Genomic DNA, 20,335 nt, shown 5'->3' with positions numbered 1-20,335 from the left:
CCTTCGCCTCCTCGGCCCCGCCGCCGTCGGCCTTCGCCTCCTCGGCCCCGCCGCCGTCGGCCTCCGCCTCCTCGGCCCCGCCACCGTCGGCCTCCGCCCTCCCCGGCCCCGCCGCCCGGCCGCACCGAGCGCGGCGGGCTGATCAGCCACGGGCCCCGGGAGGCGGCGGTTCCGCGGGCCCGTGCGGGCGCCCGGAACAGGCCCGGCTGTCGGTGTCGAGAGGGGGTCCGCCGTCCCGTACACTTCTGGTGGCGGCCCGGGTCACCGGGTCGACTTCGCACGCCCCGCCATCGTCGCGTCGGACCTCTCCGACAGCAGTCCGATGGACGCGTCCCTCGGTCCTCGGAAGAACCTTTTCCGTGGCACGGCGCGCCGGGGCGTCAGGCACGGCGGCCGCCCGGCCGCGGTGGAACCGAGTATTGCAAGGAGTACGGCCATGGCCGTCGTCACGATGAGGGAGCTGCTCGAGAGCGGCGTCCACTTCGGGCACCAGACCCGCCGTTGGAACCCGAAGATGAAGCGCTTCATCTTCACCGAGCGCAACGGCATCTACATCATCGACCTGCTCCAGTCGCTGTCGTACATCGACCGCGCCTACGAGTTCGTCAAGGAGACCGTCGCGCACGGCGGCTCCATCATGTTCGTCGGCACCAAGAAGCAGGCGCAGGAGGCGATCGCCGAGCAGGCGACCCGCGTCGGGATGCCGTACGTCAACCAGCGCTGGCTGGGCGGCATGCTCACCAACTTCTCGACCGTCTACAAGCGCCTGCAGCGCCTGAAGGAACTCGAGCAGATCGACTTCGAGGACGTGGCCGCCTCCGGCCTCACCAAGAAGGAGCTCCTGGTCCTCTCCCGCGAGAAGGCGAAGCTGGAGAAGACCCTGGGCGGTATCCGCGAGATGCAGAAGGTGCCGAGCGCCGTCTGGATCGTGGACACCAAGAAGGAGCACATCGCCGTCGGTGAGGCGCGCAAGCTCAACATCCCGGTCGTCGCGATCCTGGACACCAACTGCGACCCGGACGAGGTCGACTACAAGATCCCGGGCAACGACGACGCGATCCGCTCCGTCACCCTGCTCACCCGCGTGATCGCCGACGCCGCCGCCGAGGGCCTCATCGCCCGCTCCGGCGCCGCCACCGGCGACCAGAAGCCGGGCGAGAAGGCCGCCGGCGAGCCGCTCCCCGAGTGGGAGCGCGACCTGCTGGAGAGCGGCGAGGCCAAGAAGGCGGAGGGTGAGAAGCCCGCCGAGGCCGAGAAGCCCGCCGAGGCCGAGAAGCCCGCCGAGGCCGAGAAGCCCGCCGAGGCCGACAAGCCGGCGGAGACCGAGCAGCCGGCCGCGGAGGCTCCCGCCGCCGAGGCCGAGAAGCCCGCCGAGGCCCCGGCCGCGGACGCCGAGCAGGCCTGACTCACACGTCACGGCAGCTGACGGCGGGGGCCGGGCAGGCCCCCGCCGTCCACCCGTAGATTCGATCGACTCCGAGAAGAGATTTGACAGACCATGGCGAACTTCACCGCCGCTGACGTCAAGAAGCTCCGTGAGCTCACCGGCGCCGGCATGATGGACTGCAAGAAGGCGCTGGACGAGGCCGAGGGCAACGTCGACAAGGCCGTCGAGATCCTGCGCGTCAAGGGCCAGAAGGGCGTCGCGAAGCGCGAGAGCCGCACCGCCGAGAACGGCGCGGTCGTGTCGCTGATCGCGGACGACAAGAAGTCCGGCGTGCTGCTCGAGCTGAAGTGCGAGACCGACTTCGTCGCCAAGGGTGACAAGTTCGTCGCCGTCGCCGACGCTCTCGCCGCGCACGTCGCCAAGACGTCCCCTGCCGACCTCGAGGCGCTGCTCGCGTCCGAGATCGAGGCCGGCAAGACCGTCCAGGCCTACGTCGACGAGGCCAACGCCACCCTCGGCGAGAAGATCGTCCTCGACCGCTTCGCGCAGTTCGCGGGCGGTTTCGTCGCGGCCTACATGCACCGCACGAGCCCGGACCTGCCCCCGCAGGTCGGCGTGCTCGTCGAGCTCGACCAGGAGAACGCCGAGGTCGCCAAGGACATCGCGCAGCACATCGCCGCGTTCGGTCCGAAGTACCTCTCGCGCGACGACATCCCGGCCGAGACCGTCGAGAACGAGCGCCGTGTCGCCGAGGCGACCGCGCGCGAGGAGGGCAAGCCCGAGGGCGCCCTGCCGAAGATCGTCGAGGGCCGGGTCAACGGCTTCTTCAAGGAGAACGTCCTGGTCGACCAGGCGTTCGCGAAGGACAACAAGAAGTCCGTCCAGAAGATCCTGGACGAGGCCGGTGTCACGCTGAAGCGCTTCGCCCGCATCCGCGTCGGCGCCTGAGTCCGTACCGCGACAGCGGAAAGCGCCCGGCCCCGCTAGGGTCGGGTCAGTGAGCCGACTGCGCGCCGGACGACCGCAGATGTGACGAGGAGGCCATTGCCGCAGAGGGATCGACCAGACCCCGTACGGCAGTGGCCTTCTTCGTTACGTGCACGAGGAGACCTCCATGAACCAGGACGCCGACAAGGCGGGCAAATCCGACCACGGCAGCAGGTACGGCCGGTTTCTGCTGAAGCTGTCCGGCGAAGCGTTCGCCGGCGGCGGCGGTCTCGGGGTGGACCCGGACGTCGTGCACAAGATGGCGCGCGAGATCGCGGCCGTGGTCCGCGACGGTGCGGAGATCGCCGTCGTGATCGGCGGCGGCAACTTCTTCCGCGGCGCCGAGCTTCAGCAGCGCGGCATGGACCGGGCCCGCTCCGACTACATGGGCATGCTGGGCACGGTCATGAACTGCCTGGCGCTCCAGGACTTCCTGGAGAAGGAGGGAATAGACTCCCGCGTCCAGACCGCCATCACCATGGGCCAGGTCGCGGAGCCGTACATCCCGCTCCGGGCGATCCGGCACCTGGAGAAGGGCCGTGTCGTCATCTTCGGTGCCGGCATGGGGATGCCCTACTTCTCGACCGACACCACGGCGGCCCAGCGCGCCCTGGAGATCGACGCCGAGGCGCTGCTCATGGGCAAGAACGGGGTCGACGGGGTCTACGACTCCGACCCCCGCAAGAACGCGGAAGCGGTGAAGTTCGACGCGCTGGAGTACAGCGAGGTCATCACCCGCGGCCTGAAGGTCGCCGATGCCACGGCCATCACCCTCTGCATGGACAACAAGCTGCCGATCCTCGTCTTCGAACTGCTCGCCGAGGGCAATATCGCGCGCGCCGTGAAGGGTGAGAAGATCGGCACGCTGGTGAGCGATCAAGGGACGAGGGCCTGACTCCCCGTCAGGGGGGACGGCCCGACACGGGGATGGACAAGAGCCTGCCGGTCGGACACCGTGCAGGGGTAGACGCGCGCAGGGGCGAGGCTCTGCTTACTGATAACACCAGGAGCAAGTGGTGATCGAAGAGACCCTCCTCGAGGCCGAGGAGAAGATGGAGAAGGCCGTCGTGGTCGCCAAGGAGGACTTCGCCGCGATCCGCACCGGCCGTGCGCACCCGGCGATGTTCAACAAGATCGTGGCGGACTACTACGGTGCGCTGACGCCGATCAACCAGCTGGCGTCGTTCTCGGTGCCCGAGCCGCGCATGGCCGTGGTGACGCCGTTCGACAAGAGCGCGCTGCGCAACATCGAGCAGGCGATCCGCGACTCGGACCTCGGGGTCAACCCGAGCAACGACGGCAGCATCATCCGGGTGGTCTTCCCGGAGCTGACGCAGGAGCGCCGCAAGGAGTTCACCAAGGTCGCCAAGACCAAGGCCGAGGACGCCAAGATCTCGATCCGCAGCGTCCGCCGCAAGGCCAAGGAGACGATCGACAAGTTCGTCAAGGACGGCGAGATCGGCGAGGACGAGGGCCGCCGCGCCGAGAAGGAGCTCGACGACACCACCGCGAAGTACGTCGCACAGGTGGACGAGCTGCTCAAGCACAAGGAAGCCGAGCTGCTCGAGGTCTGATGAACGACGCATCCTGGGGCGCTCCGCAGCGTGTCGGCTTCGGAGGACCGCCCGACCAGGGGCCCGGCCGGGCAGTTCCGGCGGGTCCCGCGCGCGGGGCGGACGAGGCGGCGCAGACTCGGCCCATGCCCATCGTGCCCGACGCAGGCGGAGACCAGGACGGCCCGGCCGGACGTGACGACCGGGAACAGGGGGCCGCTCGGCTGAGCGGCCCCCTGTTCCGCGACGAGCCGCAGGGCCGGCGGTCCGGCACGCCCGGCCGCCCGGACGTCCCCGGCCGGGCCGCGCCGTCGCAGCATCCGGCGTCGTCGCAGCATCCCGCCTCGCCGCCGCAGCGGGATCCGTCGCACCGGAAGCGGTCCGACGCGCCCCGCAAGAAGCGCGCGGGACGTGATCTGCGGGCGGCGATAGGGGTGGGCGTCGGCCTCGGTGTCGTGATCATCGCTTCGCTGTTCTTCGTGAAGGACCTCTTCGTCGGGGTGATCGCGGCGGCCGTCGTGGTGGGCCTGTGGGAACTCACGTCGCGGTTGAACGAGCAGAAGGGCATCCGCGCGCCCCTGGTGCCGCTCGCCGCCGGCGGTGTCGCCATGATCGTTGCCGGTTATGTCCGCGGGGCCGAGGGCGCCTGGGTGGCCATGGCGCTGACCGCTCTCGCGGTGCTGGCCTGGCGGATGGCCGAGCCGCCCCAGGACTATCTGCGGGACGTCACGGCGGGCCTCTTCGCCGCCTTCTACGTGCCCTTCCTCGCGACGTTCGTGGCACTCCTGCTCGCCGCCGACGACGGTCCGTGGCGGGTGCTGACCTTCCTCGTGCTGACGGTCGTCAGCGACACCGGGGCGTACGCGGTCGGCTGGCGCCTCGGCAAGCACAAGCTGGCGCCGCGCATCAGCCCGGGCAAGACCCGGGAGGGGCTGGTCGGCGCGGTCGCCTTCGCGATGGCGGCGGGGGCGCTGTGCATGCAGTTCCTGATCGACGGCGGCAGCTGGTGGCAGGGGCTGCTGCTGGGACTGGCCGTCGCCGCCAGCGCCACCCTGGGCGATCTCGGCGAGTCCATGATCAAGCGGGATCTCGGCATCAAGGACATGGGCACGCTGCTGCCCGGCCACGGCGGGATCATGGACCGGCTGGACTCGCTGCTGCCCACCGCTCCCGTGGTGTGGCTGCTGCTGGTGGTCTTCGTCGGCGCCGGCTGACCGGTTCCGGCCCGGCCGTACGCGGCCGCAGACCCCCGCCGGCCGGACCGGCGGGGGTCTTCCCGTACATCTGCGACACTGGAGAAATCATGCCTGCACCCGGAGAACTCCAGTTTGCCGTGCCGCGCGGAGCCAAGAAGCCGCCGCGGCACCTCGCCGACCTCACGCCCGCCGAACGCCGTGAGGCCGTCGCCGCGATCGGTGAGAAGCCGTTCCGGGCCGGTCAGGTCGCGCGGCACTACTTCGCCCGGTACGCCGACGACCCGGCGGCCTGGACGGACATTCCCGCCGCGGCGCGCGGAAAGCTGGCCGCGGAACTGCTGCCGGACCTGATGAGTGTCGTCCGGCACATCAGCTGCGACGGCGACACGACCCGCAAGACGCTCTGGAAGCTCTTCGACGGCACGCTCGTGGAGTCGGTCCTGATGCGCTATCCGGACCGCGTGACGATGTGCATCTCGTCGCAGGCGGGCTGCGGCATGAACTGCCCGTTCTGCGCCACCGGCCAGGCGGGGCTCGACCGCAACCTGTCGACCGCCGAGATCGTGCACCAGATCGTCGACGGCATGCGGGCCCTGCGTGACGGTGATATCCCCGGCGGTCCGGCGCGGCTGTCCAATGTGGTCTTCATGGGCATGGGCGAGCCGCTCGCCAACTACAAGCGGGTCGTGGGCGCGATCCGCCGCCTCACCGACCCGGAGCCGGACGGCCTCGGGCTGTCGCAGCGCGGCATCACCGTCTCCACGGTCGGCCTGGTGCCCGCGATGCTGCGGTTCGCGGACGAGGGGCTGAAGTGCCGGCTCGCCGTGTCGCTGCACGCGCCGGACGACGAGCTGCGCGACACCCTGGTGCCGGTGAACACCCGCTGGAAGGTGCGCGAGGTGCTGGACGCGGCCTGGGAGTACGCGGCGAAGTCCGGCCGCCGGGTCTCGATCGAGTACGCGCTGATCCGCGACATCAACGACCAGGCGTGGCGGGGCGACCGGCTCGGGCGGCTGCTCAAGGGCAAGCCCGTGCACGTGAACCTGATCCCGCTGAACCCCACGCCCGGGTCGAAGTGGACCGCGTCGCGGCCGGAGGACGAGAAGGCGTTCGTCGCGGCGATCGAGGCGCACGGCGTCCCCGTGACCGTGCGGGACACCCGGGGCCAGGAGATCGACGGGGCGTGCGGCCAGCTCGCCGCCTCCGAGCGCTGACCCTGACCCCGACGACGCCACCGCGCCCCCCGGCACCCCGCACACCGCTCGCCGCTCACCGCTCACCGCAGCCTGCCGGCGCCGACGAGGGTGCCGGCGCGGAGGGGCTTGCGACGCGGCCGCGGGCGCCGCGCGCGACGCTGATATCGTCCGTATCGAACAAAGAAACATTCCGACAGGGGAGCGCACAGCGCTGAGAGTGCGGCGAAGGCCGCAGACCCTCGAACCTGAACCGGGTCATACCGGCGTAGGGAGTTCGGTCGCATACTCGAGCTGTCGTGCCCTGCCCGTAGAGGGAAGGCACACTCATGACCTTGCGCACGCACAGGCGGGCCACCGGCGTGCTCGCCGCCGCGCTGGGAGCGGCACTGCTCGCCGGATGCGGTGGCTCCGGGGACGGCGGTGACGCGCCGAAGACGGTCACGCTCGTCACGCATGACTCGTTCGCGGTCTCCGACAGCGTGCTGGAGAAGTTCGAACGGGAGTCGGGACACACCGTCAAGGTGGTCCGCGCCGGGGACGCGGGCACCGCCGTCAACCAGGAGATCCTCTCCAAGGGCAACCCGCAGGGCGACGTCTTCTTCGGCGTCGACAACACCCTGCTCTCCCGCGCCCTGGACCACGGCATCTTCACCCCGTACGAGGCGAAGGGCCTGGACGAGGTGCCCGCGGAGCTGCGGCTGGACCGCGACCGGCACCGCGTCACGCCCGTCGACTACGGCGACATCTGCGTCAACTACGACCGCGCCTGGTTCGAGAAGAAGGACCTCGCGCCCCCCGAGACGTACGACGACCTGCTGAAGCCCGCGTACAAGGATCTCCTGGTCACCGAGAACGCGGAGACCTCCTCGCCCGGCCTCGCCTTCCTGCTCGGCAGCGTGGCCGAGTACGGGGACGACGGCTGGCGCGACTACTGGAAGAAGCTCAAGGCCAACGGTGTCGAGGTCGCGGGCAGCTGGGAGCAGGCGTACAACGACCGCTTCTCCGGTTCCGCGGCGGGCAAGGGCAAGGGCGACAAGCCCCTCGTGGTCTCCTACGCCTCCAGCCCGCCCGCCGAGGTGCTGGGCGCCGAACCGCGGCCGGAGCGGGCGCCGACCGGTGTCGCGAAGGGCACCTGCTTCCGGCAGGTCGAGTTCGCGGGCCTGCTGCACGGCGCGGCCAACCCGGAGGGCGGCAAGGCGCTGCTGGACTTCCTGATCGGCCGCGAGTTCCAGGAGGACGTGCCGCTGCAGATGTTCGTCCACCCGGCCCGCGCGGACGCCGAGCTGCCGGAGCTGTTCACGCGTTACGGCGAGACCGTCGAGCGGCCCGCCGGCCTGGCACCGGAGAAGATCGCGGAGAACCGCGAGGACTGGGTGAAGGCATGGTCCCGGATCGCGCTGCGGTAGCCGATCCGGCGGGCACCGGGGCCCAGGCGCCGCTGAAGACGCCGGGCCCCGGGACGGCGCCGCCCCGGTCGCGGAAAAGGGCCGGGGGCACCGGGACGCGGCTGGCCCTGATGGCGGTCCCGGCCGTCTTCTTCGGCGTCTTCTTCGGCTATCCCGTCGTCTCCATCGTGCTGCGCGGGCTGCGCGAGGACGGCCGGTGGCAGCTCGGCCGGGCCGCCGCGGTGCTGTCGGACCCGCGGGTCCTGGACGTGCTGTGGTTCACCGGCTGGCAGGCGCTGGCCTCCACGGCGCTTACCCTGGCGGCGGCGCTGCCGGGCAGTTACGTCTTCGCGCGGTTCGCGTTCCCGGGCAAGCAGGTGCTGCGGGCGGTGGTCGTGGTGCCGTTCGTGCTGCCGACCGTCGTCGCCGGTTCGGCCTTCCTCGCACTGCTCGGGCGCGGCGGGATGCTCGACGAACTGTGGGGCCTCCGGCTGGACACCTCGGTGTGGGCGATCCTGCTCGCGCACGTGTTCTTCAACTACGCGGTGGTGGTCCGCACGGTCGGCGGACTCTGGGCACAGCTCGACCCGCGGCAGGAGGAAGCCGCCCGGGTGCTCGGCGCGAGCCGGTTCGCGGCCTGGCGCCGGGTGACGCTGCCGGCCCTGGCGCCCGCGCTGGCGGCCGCGGCGCTGATGGTCTTCCTGTTCACCTTCACCTCCTTCGGTGTGGTGCAGATCCTGGGCGGGCCGCGTTACGCGACGCTGGAAGTGGAGATCTACCGGCAGACCGCGCAGCTGCTGGAGCTGCCGACCGCCGCGGTGCTGACCCTGCTCCAGTTCGCGGCCGTCGCCGCGGTGCTGGGCGTGCACGCCTGGACCGTGCGGCGCCGGGAGAGCACGCTGCGGCTCGTGGAACCGGCGCACACGGCGCGCCGCCCGCGCGGGGCCGGCCAGTGGGCGCTGCTGTGGTCGAACGTGGCCCTGATCGCGCTGCTGATCCTGCTGCCGCTCGGCGTCCTCGTGGAACGGTCGCTGGACGGCCCCGGCGGCTACGGGCTCACCTTCTACCGCGCCCTCGGCTCGACCGGCGGCGGCACCTTCTCGGTGGCGCCGCTGGAGGCGGTCGGCAACTCCCTGGCGTACGCGGCGGTGGCGACCGTGATCGCGCTGGTGGTCGGCGGTCTCGCGGCGACCGCGCTGACCCGCCGCGCGGGCCGGCTGGTCCGCGGGTTCGACGCGCTGCTGATGCTGCCCCTGGGCACCTCGGCCGTGACGGTCGGCTTCGGTTTCCTCATCGCGCTCGACGAACCGCCGCTGAACCTGCGGTCCTCGTGGTTCCTGGTGCCGCTGGCCCAGGCGCTCGTCGGGGTGCCGTTCGTCGTACGGACCATGCTGCCCGTGCTGCGCGCGGTCGACGCCCGGCTGCGCGAGGCCGCGGCGGTCCTCGGCGCGTCTCCGCTGCGCGCGTGGCGGGAGGTGGACCTGCCGCTGGTCCGGCGGGCCGTGCTGGTCGCCGCCGGGTTCGCCTTCGCCGTATCGCTCGGGGAGTTCGGGGCGACCGTCTTCATCGCGCGGGCCGACAACCCGACGCTGCCGGTGGCCGTCGCCCGGCTGCTCGGGCGCGCCGGGGAACTCACGTACGGGCAGGCCATGGCGCTCAGCACGATCCTGATGCTGGTGTGCGCGGTGGCGCTGCTCACGCTCGAACGTCTGCGCACCGATCGCTCCGGGGAGTTCTGACATGGCGCCTTCCGACCCGCCTTCCGGCCCGCCTTCCGACCCGCCTTCCGGCCTTGCCGCCGGCCCGGCCCGCGCGGCCTCCGCGTCCTCTGCCGGCGCGGGGCCCGCTGCTCCCGGATCCGCCACCGCGCGGCCCGGCGGCGCGCTGCTCCGGCTGGAGGGCGTCACCGTACGGTTCGGCGGGCACGCCGCGCTGGACGCGGTGGACCTGGAGGTCCGGGAGCACGAGACGGTGTGCGTGCTCGGGCCGAGCGGCAGCGGCAAGTCGACTCTGCTGCGGGTGGTGGCGGGACTGCAGCCGGTGGACGCCGGCCGGGTGCTGCTGTCGGGCCGCGACCAGTCCGGGGTGCCGGCCCACCGGCGTGGCCTGGGGCTGATGTTCCAGGACCACCAGCTGTTCCCGCAGCGGGACGTGGCCGGCAACGTCGGCTTCGGGCTGCGCATGCACAAGGTGTCGCGCGCCGCGACGGAACGCCGGGTCGGGGACCTGCTGGAGCTGGTCGGCCTGCCCGGTGCCGGGCGGCGGGCGGTCGGCTCGCTGTCCGGCGGTGAACAGCAGCGCGTCGCCCTGGCCCGTGCGCTCGCCCCCGAACCGCGCCTGCTGATGCTCGACGAGCCGCTCGGCCAGCTCGACCGCACGCTGCGGGAACGTCTCGTGGTCGAACTGCGCAGGCTGTTCCAGCGGCTGGGCACGACGGTGCTGGCCGTCACGCACGACCAGGGCGAGGCGTTCGCGCTCGCCGACCGGGTCGTGGTGATGCGCGACGGCCGGATCGCCCAGACGGGTACCCCGCTGGAGGTGTGGTGCCGTCCGGCCTCGGAGTTCGTGGCCCGCTTCCTCGGCTTCGAGAACGTGGTGCCCGCGACGGTGCACGGCGGCACGGCCGGCACGGCCTGGGGCAAGGTGCCGGTCCCGGCCGGGGCCCCCGCGGGCGCGTGCCGGCTGCTCGTACGCCCCACCGGGGTACGTCTCGTACGGCCGCTGGACGGTCTGCGCTGCACCGTCACGGCGCGCACCTTCCGGGGCGACCATGTGACGCTGCTGCTCGCCCCGGTGGACGGCCCGCCGCTGGAGGCCGCCTGCGCCCTCCGGGACGCACCCGAGACCGGGGCTGAGGTGGGCGTCGTCTTCGACGCGGACGACGTGGTGGTACTGGCGGACGGGGGCTGAGCGGGCTCCGCGCCGGGGCGGCCGCGTGTCTCCGTCCCCGGGACAGCGGGTCGGCGGTCACGGGGCGGCGTGTCGCGCGTCCTCGGGGCGGCGTGTCCGCGGTCAGGGGGCGTGGCTCCGGTTCCCGCTCCGGTGCCCGCCCCGGCCCTGTTGCGGCGCGGCTCCTGGGGCGTGTGCCCGCGGGCCGCCTCAGCGTGTCAGCGGCAGCACGGCAGCCGCGGCCACCAGCCAGCTCAGCGGCAGCAGTACGGCCGCCATCGCGGCTCCGCGCAGCGCCGCCGCCCGGCGCAGCAGCACGGCCGGGGTGCCGAGCCGCCGCAGGGCCGCCGTCGTCTCGCTGCGGGCCGTACGGGCCTCCAGGGACACGGTGAGCACGGTTCCCGCGGTGCAGAGCACCACGAGGGCGGCCCCGACGCCCGTCAGCGGCCCGAACACGGGCACGGGCGCCGGCTCCAGGAGCCCGCGGAGACGGCCCGCCGCGACGGCGAACGCGATCACCGAGCACAGCACGCCCAGCGGGTGACCGATCCGCCGGGCCTCCTCCTGCAGCACGCGACCGGCCAGCAGCCGCAGCAGCCCGGGGTTGCCGGCCGCCAGCAGGCGTCCGCAGAGCCGCGTCAGGCTGGGCAGCACCATGACGAGTCCGGCCGCGACGAGGGCCCATCCGGCGACGAGGCCCGGCGGTACGTGGTCGGGACCGGCCGGTGCGCCGCCGGGCCCGGCGGGACGGGGCGCGGCGCCCGTGGCGTACGCCCCGAGGGCGAGCCCGGCCGCGATCAGGGCCACGCCCCAGGGCAGTCCGGCGGGCGGCGCCGCGGGCGGGGGAGGCTGGGGCGTCGGGACGGCCTCACCGCCGCCGGACGTGTCGTCGGCGGGGGCGGCGGGGGCGGCGGGGCGTACGGACGCGGGTGCCGGCCGGGGCCGCAGGCTGAGCCCGGCGGCAGTGCCCGCGAGCACGGGAACCGCCGAGAGCAGCGTGAACACCGCGGGGAACGGCAGGTCCACGCCCGCACCGAGGAACTCCGCCGTGCGGCCCGCTGCCGGGCCGCCCAGGTCGCCGCGCAGCAGCAGGAAGAGCAGCAGGGCGAGCAGGCTGCCGAGCGCGCACGCGGCGGCCGTGGACACCGCCACCAGCAGAGCGATCCGGACCGGGCCGAGTCCGGCCGAGGCGAGGCCGCCGCGCGGCCGGGTGCCGGGGTCGGTGCGGGCGACGGCGGTGGCGAGCTGGACGGCGGCGGCGAGCGGCAGGGCGCACCACAGCAGCCGCACGGCGGAGTCGCCGGCCTCGGCGGGGTGCGCGGCCGCGTAGCCGAGGCTGCACAGCAGCAGGAAGCCGACGCCCGCGGCGGCCACGCTGACCGACAGCCGGCGCAGCTGGACGAGGGGGTGCGCCCCGCGGGCTAGACGGAGAGCGAGCACGCGGTCCTGCCCTGGGTGTCGTCGTTGGCGGTGGGCGCCCCGACCAGCCGGCCGTCGAGGAGCGCGACCGAGCGGTCGGCCTCGGCACTGACGTCGGGGTCGTGCGTGGCGAGCAGCACGGTGATGTCGTGGGAGCGGGCCGCGGCGGTCAGGGTGCGCAGCACGGAGGCGCGTTCGGCCCGGTGCAGCCGTGCGGTCGGATCGTCGGCGAAGAGCACCGTCGGCTCGGCGGCGAGGGCGCGGGCGATCGCGACGCGCTGCCGCTGCGGCTGGCGCAGGGCGGCCGGGCGCTTGCGCGCGCAGTCCCCGACATCGAGCCGCTCCAGCCAGTCGACGGCCTTTCCCCGGGCGGCGCGGGCTCCGGTGCCGCGCAGCAGCAGCGGCAGTGCGGCGTTCTCCCAGCCGGTCAGTTCGGGCACCAGCTGCGGGTCGGTGTCGATCCAGCCGAAGCGCTCGCGCCGCAGCCGTTCACGGGCGAGGGAGCCCAGGGTGTGCACCGGGGAGCTGTTGAACCAGACTTCGCCGCTGTCCGGCAGCAGCTGGCCCGCCAGGCACTGGAGGAGCGTCGTCTTGCCGCTGCCGCGGGGTCCGGAGACGGCGAGCACCTCACCCGCGCGGACGCCGAGGGAGACACCGGTGAGCGCCGGTGTGCCGCCGTACGCGTAGTGCAGGGAGAGCGCCCGGATCACGTCGTTGTCCGGTGGGGCCACCATGTCGAGCACCTCGGCTTCTGGAGGACGTCGGTCCTTGGAACGGTAGGTACTCGCGCCCGTTCCGGCCTCCCGTACGGCGCAACCGTGCGGGATTTTCGTCCGATCGGATGGAAAACCGGACGGCTTGTCAGTCCGTATGACCGGTGCGGTGTGAGGGCGCGCCGCCCGAGCGCGCGCCCGCCCGAGCGCGCGCTCTCTCCCGATCCCGGGCACGCGCCCTTCTCCCTCTCCCACTCCCACCCGCGTGCTAGCTGCCGAGGGCGCCCGGCCGGGCGCGGCAGCCGGTGGCGGCGACCGGCCCCGAGGCCGGCACGCCGGTTGGACCGCCCGCACGCCGGTGGGACCCCGGCCCGGACGGGCTTTCGGAACGCCGCCGGCACGCCCTGTCGGCCCGCGCTGCCGACGCGCCCTGCCCGCACACCCCGCCGGCTTCGCCCCGGCCGGAATCCCCGTCAGAACTCCCCCGGTCCGTCACGGCTCCCCGGGCCCGTCACGATTCCGCGGCCCGTCACGACTCCGCGGGCAGGTGCGTCGGCGCGAACATCCGGAGCAGCGCCGGGAGCACCACCACGGACGGTCCCGGCTCGGCCAGCGCGGCCGACAGGTCCTCGCGGAGCCGGTCGGGGGTGGTGCGCCGGGCGGGCACGCCGAACGACTCGGCGAGCGCGGCGAAGTCCGGGCGGGCCAGTTCGGTGCCGGTGGTCCCGCCGAAGGCGTCCGTCATGTACTCGCGCAGGATGCCGTAGCCGCCGTCGTCCACGACGAGCCAGGTCACCGGGAGGTCGTACTGGCGCGCGGTGGCCAGTTCGGCGATCGAGTACATGGCCCCGCCGTCGCCGGAGACGGCGAGCACCGGCCGGGTGCGGTCGGCAGCGGCGGCGCCGAGCGCGGCCGGGAAGCCGTAGCCGAGGCCGCCCGCGCCCTGCGCCGAGTGCATGGCGCCCGCGCGCGGGTCGAACGCCGACCAGGCCCAGTAGGCCAGGATCGTCATGTCCCAGAAGCTGGGCGAGTCGTCCGGCAGGGCGTCGCGTACGGCGCGCAGCACCCGCTGTTCGAGATCCAGCCCCTGCCCGTCGATGCGCGCGCGGACCCGCTCCAGGAGCGCGGCGGCGGCGCGTGCCGAGTCCCCGCGCGGGCGCGGGGCGACGGCCGCGGCCAGGGCCTCCAGCGCGAGGCGGGCGTCGGCGTGGACGCCGAGCGCGGGGTGGTTGGACTCCAGCTTGCCGAGGTCGGCCTCGATCTGCACCAGCCGTCCGCGCGGCCGGAACGTGTGGTAGTTCGACGACAGTTCACCCAGCCCGGAGCCCGCGACGAGCAGCACGTCCGCGTCCTCCAGGAAGTCGGTGGTGTGCCGGTCCTCCAGCCAGGACCGCAGCGAGAGCGGATGCTCCCAGGGGAACGCCCCCTTGCCCCCGAACGTCGTGGCCACCGGCGCGTCCAGTTCCTCGGCCAGCGCACGCAGCGCGTCCTGCGCCCCGGCCCGTACGACGCCGCCGCCCGCCAGGATCACGGGCCGTTCGGCGCCGTCCAGCAGACGCGCCGCCTCGGCGGTCAGCTCCGGGCGCGGGGCGAGCGGGCGGGGTGCGGCCGCGGAGGACACCGAGCGGGCCTGCACGGGCGGCAGGGTCACCGGCGCGAGCAGCACGTCCTGCGGGATCTCCACCCACACCGGGCCGCACGGAGCCGCCAGCGCGGACTCCCAGGCGGCGGCCACGGCCGACGGGATCTGCGACGGCGCGCGCACCACGTGCACGGACTTCACGATGTCGCGGAACGCGGCCTGCTGGTCGCGCAGCTCGTGCAGATAGCCCCTGCGGCCTCCGCCCAGCCCGGCCGACGGGACCTGGCTCGCGATGCCCAGCACGGGTGCCGACGCCGCTGCCGACTCCTGGAGCGCGGCCAGGGTCATCAGCGCGCCCGGTCCCGTGGACACCAGGAGCGGCGCCACCGTGCCGGTCACCCGGGCGAACGCGTCGGCGGCGAACCCGGCGTTGTTCTCCACCCGCAGCCCGACGTACGCGAGCGGCGAGCGGCGCAGCGCGTCGAAGACGCCCAGGGCGTGCTGGCCCGGCAGTCCGAAGACGGTACCGGCGCCGAGCGCGGTGAGCGTCTCGACGACGAGATCACCGCCCGTGCGGGGAGGGGGTGTTGTGCTCATCGGGCGGCTCTTTCCGGGTCTGCGGGGCGGAGGCGTTCTCGGCGGGGACGGGCGGGGCGGAATTCGGGGAGCGGAGGGGAGGGGGAGGTGGTCCGGGGGCCGTTGACGGAGGCGGAACGGCGGTGGTCCGGGGAGCCGGGTGGTGACGGAAGCGGAACGGGACGGCACCGGGCAAGGGGCCCCGGCCGGCCGCACCTTCGGACAGTCGCGGGCTCCGGAGGCGGCTTCGGACGGCCGCGGGCTCCGGAGGCGGCTTCGGACCGGGGCGGCCCCGGGGCCGGGCGCCGTGGCGGCGCGGGACGGAGCACCGTCCGCCGGCTCACTTCCGGGCCGCCACCGAACGCTCCCCGGCGCCCGCGGCGCCGGCGGTCCCGTGGCCGGTCCCGTCGCCGGTTCCGGCGGCACCGTGGCCGTCGCCGTCGCCCCCGCCGTCCGAAGCCCTGCCCGCCAGCCGGTTCCGCCAGGCGCCGAGGACCGCCGGGTCGGTCGGCCTGGTGACGAGCGAGACGAGGACGTACGCGACGAGCGAGGCGAGCAGCCCGTAGTAGATCGGCTCGTTCGCGAGCACGCCCTCGGTGACCATGAGCGCCACCACCGCCGCGCCGCCGACGCCCACCGAGGCGAGCGCCCCGGCACCCGTGCCGCGCTTCCACAGCAGGCCGCCGAGGACCGGCACCAGCAGCCCGCCGACGAGCAGGTTGTAGGCGACGGTCAGCGCCTCGACGACGTTGTTGAGCGCGATCGAGATCGCGATCACCGCGGCGCCCATGAGCAGGATGAACAGCCGGTTGCCCCGCACCTCGTCGTGGTCCGCGCCGCCGCCGGACGCGCCGCGCCGCAGCCGCGCCCAGATGTCGTTGCGCGCGACTGTCGCGCAGGCGATCAGCGCACCCGACGAGGTCGACATGACCGCGGACAGCGCGGCGGCCAGCACCAGGCCCTTCACCCCGGTCGGCAGGGTGTCCCGCACGATGGTCGCGAAGGCGTCGTCGGGGCTGTCCAGATGCGGGTGCAGCACCTTGGCCGCGGTGCCGATGGCGGCGCCCGCCAGCGCGTACACCAGGCAGTACGTGCCCGCGGCGGTGCCGCCGAGCCTGGCGACGCGGTCGCTGCGGGCGGTGAAGACCCGCTGCCAGACGTCCTGGCCGATCAGCATCCCGAACGAGTAGATCAGGACATACGTGAAGATCGTCTGCGCGCCGATGCCCAGCGGGGAGAAGTAGCCGTCCGGCAGCGTCTCCCGCATCCCGCCGAAACCGCCCGCCTCGGTCACCGCGATCGGCAGCAGCAGAAGCAGGACGCCGACCGTCTTCACCACGAACTGCACCATGTCGGTGAGCGTGATCGACCACATGCCCCCCAGCGCCGAGTAGCAGACGACGATCGCACCGCCGAGGACGATCGCCGGGACCCGGTCCAGCCCGAGGATCACATCGAAGATGGTGGCGTAGGCGATCGTCGAGGTGACCGACAGCATCAGCGTGTACGCCCACATCACCACCCCGGAGATCAGCCCGGACGAGCCGCCGTAGCGCAGGTCGAGCATCTGGCTGACGGTGTACACGCGCAACCGCGAGATGCGGGCCGAGAAGAAGACGCTCAGCGCCAGCAGCCCGAAGCCGATGGTGAAAACCAGCCAGGCGCCGGAGAGCCCGTAGCGGTAGCCGAGGCCCACGCCGCCGATGGTCGAGGCGCCGCCGAGGACGATCGCGGCCATCGTGCCCGAGTACAGGAACGGCCCGAGCCGGCGGCCCGCCACCAGGAAGTCGCTCTTCGACCTGGCGCGGCGCATCCCCCACCAGCCCATCGCGAGCATGCCGGCGAGATAGACGGCGATGACGGCGTAGTCGACAGCCATGGGTGCTCCTCGGATCCGGTGGGGCGGGGAGAGAGGGAGGGAAGGCGGCGCTGCCTTGCGAGGACCCTAGGGAGGAGGAGAGGTGGCCGGAAAGTGTACGTTTCCTCCATCCGTTCGGCCCCGGACGGATGAACCGTCCAGCGAGGCCCCACGTGTACGAGCTGCTCCCGCCCGCCGTCCCCGTGCCGCTGCCGGAACTCCTCTCCGACCCCGCGCTCGGGCTGCGCCGCCTCGCGGGCCCGGCCGCCGGTGTCGCCGTGTACGCCGTCCACACCAGCGAGATGGCGGACCCCGTCCCGTATCTGCTGGGCGGCGAACTGCTGCTGAGCGCCGGGGTGCACACGCCGCCGCCGGCCGCCGGGCAGCGGGACGGGGACGACGCGCGCTGGGACGCGTACGCCGCACGCACCGTCGAGGCGGGAGCGGCGGCGCTCGGCTTCGGTGTCGCGCCGGTGCACGACACGGTGCCGCGCGCCCTCGTGGACGCCTGCGAGCGGCACGGGCTGCCGCTGCTGGAGGTGGCCCGGACGACGACGTTCACCGAGGTCGCGCAGACCGTGTGGCGGATCATGGCCGAGCGCAGGCACCGAGGCCTGCGCCGGGCCGCCGAGGCACAGCAGGCGCTGGCCGTCGCGGCCGGCGGGCCGGGCCCCGTCGCCGCCGTGCTGCGGCAGCTCGCCCGTCATCTGGACGGCTGGGCGGTGCTCCTCGGGCCGGACGGGGCCGAGCACGCCGACGCCGGGACCCGGCCGGGTCCGGAAGCCCGTGCGGCACTGGCCGCGCTGGCCGCGAGGCTGCGCCCGGGACCGTCCTCCGCCGCCACCGCGCTGCCCGGGCACGGCGTGCACCTGACCGCCTTCGCCCCGGCCGCCCCGGGCACTCCGGCCGCCCCCGGCGGCGCGGGGGATCGGCTCGCGCTCGGCATCTGCGCGCCCCGGCGCGACCCCGCCGACGACGCGGTGGCGCAGGTCGCCGCGGTGCTGCTGACCCTCGTCGGCGCGGACCGCGCGGTGACCGCCGAAGCCGACCGTTCCGCGGCGCTGGTACGGCTCATGCTGGGCGCGGACCCGGCGGAGGCCGGTCCGCTGCTCGCGGGGACGAACGCCGCCGGGGAGCCGGAGACGCACTGGACGGTGGTGCACGGACGGCGGCGCGGAACGGCACGGGGCGGGACCCGGTTCGCCGGTGCCGAGCCGGCCGCCGGCCTCGGCACCTCGCTCGTCGAGTTCGGGAGCGACGGCAGGTCCTTCCGTGCCCTGGTGCCCGGGTCCCGGGCGGTCGGGGCCCAGCCGGGCTGGACGATCGGCGCCGGGGAGCCCGTACCGGCCGGGGAACTGGCGCGCGGGGACGCCGGGGCCGCCCGTGCGCTGCGCCGCGCGCTCGCCGGACAGTCCCCGGTCGTCCGGCAGCGGCCCGGCACCGGGATGGCCGCGCTGGTCGCGCCCGAGGACGCCCGCGCGCACGCCCGCGCACGCCTCGCCCCGCTCGCCGGGTCGCCCGCCCTGGTGGAGACCCTGCGCGTCTGGCTGTCGCTGCACGGCAGCTGGGACCGCACGGCCGTCGCCCTGGAGATCCACCGCAACACGGTCCGCCAGCGCGTCGCCCGTGTCGCCCGGCTGCTGGGCGGCGAGGACCTGGGCGACCCGGACGTGCGGATGGAGCTGTGGTTCGCCCTCGCCTGGTACGAACCGGAGGACGGTCCGCGCGGCTGAGCGGCCCCGGCCCGCGCGGCCCCGGCCGGTGCGCGACACCCGGGCCGGACACCGCCGCGCTGCCGTCCCGTCCGCCGTGCCTGCCGTCCCGTTCGCCGTGTCCGCTCGCCGCCGTGCCGCTCTCGCCTCCTTGCCGTGCCCCCTCGTGCCCGGATCCGCTCACCCGGCACGTGCCGACCGGCCCATCCCAGCCCGGCCCTTCCCGGCCCGGGCCTGCATCTCCGTGCCGCGCCGCGGCCGTCCGCTCCGTGCCGTCCGCGCTTCCCGGCCCCGGGCCCGCCGGTCCGCCGCGTGCGGGCCCCCGCGCCCCGGTCCACCCGGCCGCCCCGCGCCCGGGGTCCGGGGTCCGGGGTCCGGGGTCCGTGAGGGATGACCCGACGGGTATGTCATAAGCGCCGCTCGTGTGATTAGGCTGGGCGTTGTCTCACCCATTGGACACCGACAGGAGGGGTGGCACGTGACCACCGAACTGCGTCGACTGCGCAACTACATCGACGGGGAGTTCCGGGACGCCGCCGACGGCCGGACCACCGAGGTGGTCGATCCGGCCACCGGCCGGGCCTACGCCACCGCCCCGCTCTCCGCCGCCGCGGACGTCGACGCCGCCATGGCCGCGGCCGACGCGGCCTTCCCGGCCTGGCGCGACCTCGTACCGGGCGAGCGCCAGAAGGCCCTCCTGAAGATCGCCGACGCGGTCGAGGCGCGCGCCGACGAACTGCTGGCCGCCGAGTGCGAGAACACCGGCAAGCCGCTGGAGCTGACCCGGCAGGAGGAACTGCCGATGATGCTCGACCAGATCCGCTTCTTCGCGGGCGCGGCCCGGATGCTCGAAGGCCGCTCGGCCGGCGAGTACATGGAGGGCCTGACCTCCATCGTCCGCCGTGAGCCGGTCGGGGTCTGCGCGCAGGTCGCGCCGTGGAACTACCCGATGATGATGGCCGTGTGGAAGTTCGCCCCGGCGCTCGCCGCGGGCAACACCGTCGTCCTCAAGCCGTCCGACACCACCCCGGCGTCCACCGTCCTGCTCGCCGAGATCATCGGTTCGATCGTGCCGAAGGGCGTCTTCAACGTCGTCTGCGGCGACCGCGACACCGGGCGGCTCATGGTCGAGCACCGAACCCCGGCGATGGCCTCCATCACCGGTTCGGTCCGCGCCGGCATGCAGGTCGCCGAGAGCGCCGCGAAGGACCTCAAGCGGGTGCACCTGGAGCTGGGCGGCAAGGCGCCGGTCGTCGTGTTCGAGGACGCCGACATCGCCAAGGCCGTCGAAGGCATCTGCGAGGCGGGCTACTTCAACGCGGGCCAGGACTGCACGGCCGCCACCCGGGTGCTCGTCCACGCCTCCGTGCACGACGAGTTCGTGAGCGCCCTGGCCAAGGCCGCCGCCGACGCCAGGACCGGTCCCGGCGAGGACGACCCGTTCTTCGGCCCGCTCAACAACGCCAACCAGCTGGAGCAGGTCAGCGGCTTCATCGAGCGGCTCCCGGCGCACGCCAAGGTCGAGGCGGGCGGCCACCGGGTCGGCGACCGGGGCTACTTCTACGCGGCGACCGTCGTCTCCGGCCTCCGCCAGGACGACGAGATCATCCAGAACGAGGTCTTCGGCCCGGTCATCACCGTCCAGTCCTTCTCGGACGAGTCCGAGGCCGTCGAGCACGCGAACGGTGTCGACTACGCCCTGGCCTCCTCGGTGTGGACCAAGGACCACGGCCGCGCCATGCGCATGTCCAAGGCCCTGGACTTCGGCTGCGTGTGGATCAACACACACATCCCGCTGGTCGCGGAGATGCCACACGGCGGCTTCAAGAAATCCGGCTACGGCAAGGACCTCTCGGCGTACGGCTTCGAGGACTACACCCGC

At 73.9% G+C, this 20,335-nt stretch carries 15 protein-coding genes and 1 riboswitch; of the genes, 11 read left to right on the top strand and 4 right to left on the bottom strand.

Going from position 1 to position 20,335, the window contains the following annotated elements; translation table 11 throughout:
* Positions 1-436: 436 nt before the first annotated feature.
* The 9 genes from rpsB to GCU69_RS25455 all read left to right on the top strand — a co-directional run bounded on the left by rpsB (position 437) and on the right by GCU69_RS25455 (position 10,614).
* Entirely contained in the window at positions 437-1,405 is a 969-nt protein-coding gene (gene rpsB / locus GCU69_RS25495; RefSeq protein WP_156207288.1) for a 30S ribosomal protein S2, read from the top strand.
* Between the two features lie 93 nt (positions 1,406-1,498).
* Positions 1,499-2,335, top strand: a complete 837-nt coding sequence (gene tsf / locus GCU69_RS25490) for a translation elongation factor Ts (RefSeq protein WP_098749800.1) — start codon at positions 1,499-1,501, stop codon at positions 2,333-2,335.
* A 166-nt stretch (positions 2,336-2,501) separates the two neighbouring features.
* Entirely contained in the window at positions 2,502-3,269 is a 768-nt protein-coding gene (gene pyrH, locus GCU69_RS25485; RefSeq protein ID WP_098749801.1) for a UMP kinase, read from the top strand.
* A gap of 121 nt (positions 3,270-3,390) precedes the next feature.
* Positions 3,391-3,948: a ribosome recycling factor gene (frr, locus tag GCU69_RS25480; protein ID WP_098749804.1), complete on the top strand. Its 558-nt coding sequence runs from the start codon at positions 3,391-3,393 to the stop codon at positions 3,946-3,948.
* Entirely contained in the window at positions 3,948-5,141 is a 1,194-nt protein-coding gene (locus GCU69_RS25475) for a phosphatidate cytidylyltransferase (RefSeq protein WP_098749802.1), read from the top strand. The genes frr and GCU69_RS25475 overlap by 1 nt, the downstream gene beginning before the upstream one ends.
* 89 nt (positions 5,142-5,230) lie before the next feature.
* A complete protein-coding gene (rlmN, locus tag GCU69_RS25470; RefSeq protein WP_098749803.1) occupies positions 5,231-6,337 on the top strand; it encodes a 23S rRNA (adenine(2503)-C(2))-methyltransferase RlmN in 1,107 nt (368 codons plus the stop codon).
* A gap of 167 nt (positions 6,338-6,504) precedes the next feature.
* Positions 6,505-6,609, top strand: a riboswitch (TPP riboswitch).
* A gap of 42 nt (positions 6,610-6,651) precedes the next feature.
* On the top strand, positions 6,652-7,725 hold the full coding sequence (locus tag GCU69_RS25465; protein ID WP_235978702.1) for a thiamine ABC transporter substrate-binding protein: 1,074 nt from the start codon (positions 6,652-6,654) through the stop codon (positions 7,723-7,725).
* A gap of 110 nt (positions 7,726-7,835) precedes the next feature.
* Positions 7,836-9,443 (top strand): ABC transporter permease, encoded by a 1,608-nt coding sequence (locus GCU69_RS25460; protein WP_218037978.1) that lies wholly within the window; start codon positions 7,836-7,838, stop codon positions 9,441-9,443.
* Between the two features lie 145 nt (positions 9,444-9,588).
* A complete protein-coding gene (locus tag GCU69_RS25455; protein ID WP_098749807.1) occupies positions 9,589-10,614 on the top strand; it encodes an ABC transporter ATP-binding protein in 1,026 nt (341 codons plus the stop codon).
* 189 nt (positions 10,615-10,803) lie between these two features.
* Here the strand turns inward: GCU69_RS25455 and GCU69_RS25450 are convergent, their stop codons facing one another.
* The 4 genes from GCU69_RS25450 to GCU69_RS25435 form a co-directional block, all read right to left on the bottom strand.
* Positions 10,804-12,033, bottom strand: coding sequence for a hypothetical protein (locus GCU69_RS25450; RefSeq protein WP_156207285.1), 1,230 nt, complete (start codon positions 12,031-12,033; stop codon positions 10,804-10,806).
* A complete protein-coding gene (locus GCU69_RS25445) occupies positions 12,015-12,746 on the bottom strand; it encodes an ABC transporter ATP-binding protein (RefSeq protein ID WP_098755115.1) in 732 nt (243 codons plus the stop codon). Before GCU69_RS25445 ends, GCU69_RS25450 begins: the two co-directional genes overlap by 19 nt.
* Positions 12,747-13,254: 508 nt before the next feature.
* Positions 13,255-14,904, bottom strand: a complete 1,650-nt coding sequence (locus GCU69_RS25440; protein WP_156207284.1) for a thiamine pyrophosphate-binding protein — start codon at positions 14,902-14,904, stop codon at positions 13,255-13,257.
* 319 nt (positions 14,905-15,223) lie between these two features.
* A complete protein-coding gene (locus GCU69_RS25435; protein ID WP_156207283.1) occupies positions 15,224-16,762 on the bottom strand; it encodes a sodium:solute symporter in 1,539 nt (512 codons plus the stop codon).
* Between the two features lie 152 nt (positions 16,763-16,914).
* On the opposite strand from GCU69_RS25435, the gene GCU69_RS25430 reads away from it, so the two are divergent.
* Both GCU69_RS25430 and GCU69_RS25425 read left to right on the top strand, forming a co-directional pair.
* Positions 16,915-18,474 carry a PucR family transcriptional regulator gene (locus GCU69_RS25430; RefSeq protein ID WP_156207282.1) on the top strand — a complete coding sequence of 520 codons (1,560 nt, stop codon included), beginning with the start codon at positions 16,915-16,917 and terminating at the stop codon, positions 18,472-18,474.
* 457 nt (positions 18,475-18,931) lie between these two features.
* Positions 18,932-20,335: gamma-aminobutyraldehyde dehydrogenase (locus tag GCU69_RS25425; protein WP_156207281.1), on the top strand; the 1,404-nt coding region annotated here is incomplete at its 3' end.

Source organism: Streptomyces lycii (genome assembly GCF_009735685.1).
Lineage (GTDB): Bacteria > Actinomycetota > Actinomycetes > Streptomycetales > Streptomycetaceae > Streptomyces > Streptomyces lycii.
Note: the sequence above shows the minus strand (reverse complement) of the source record. Positions and strands in the feature narration are given on the sequence as shown.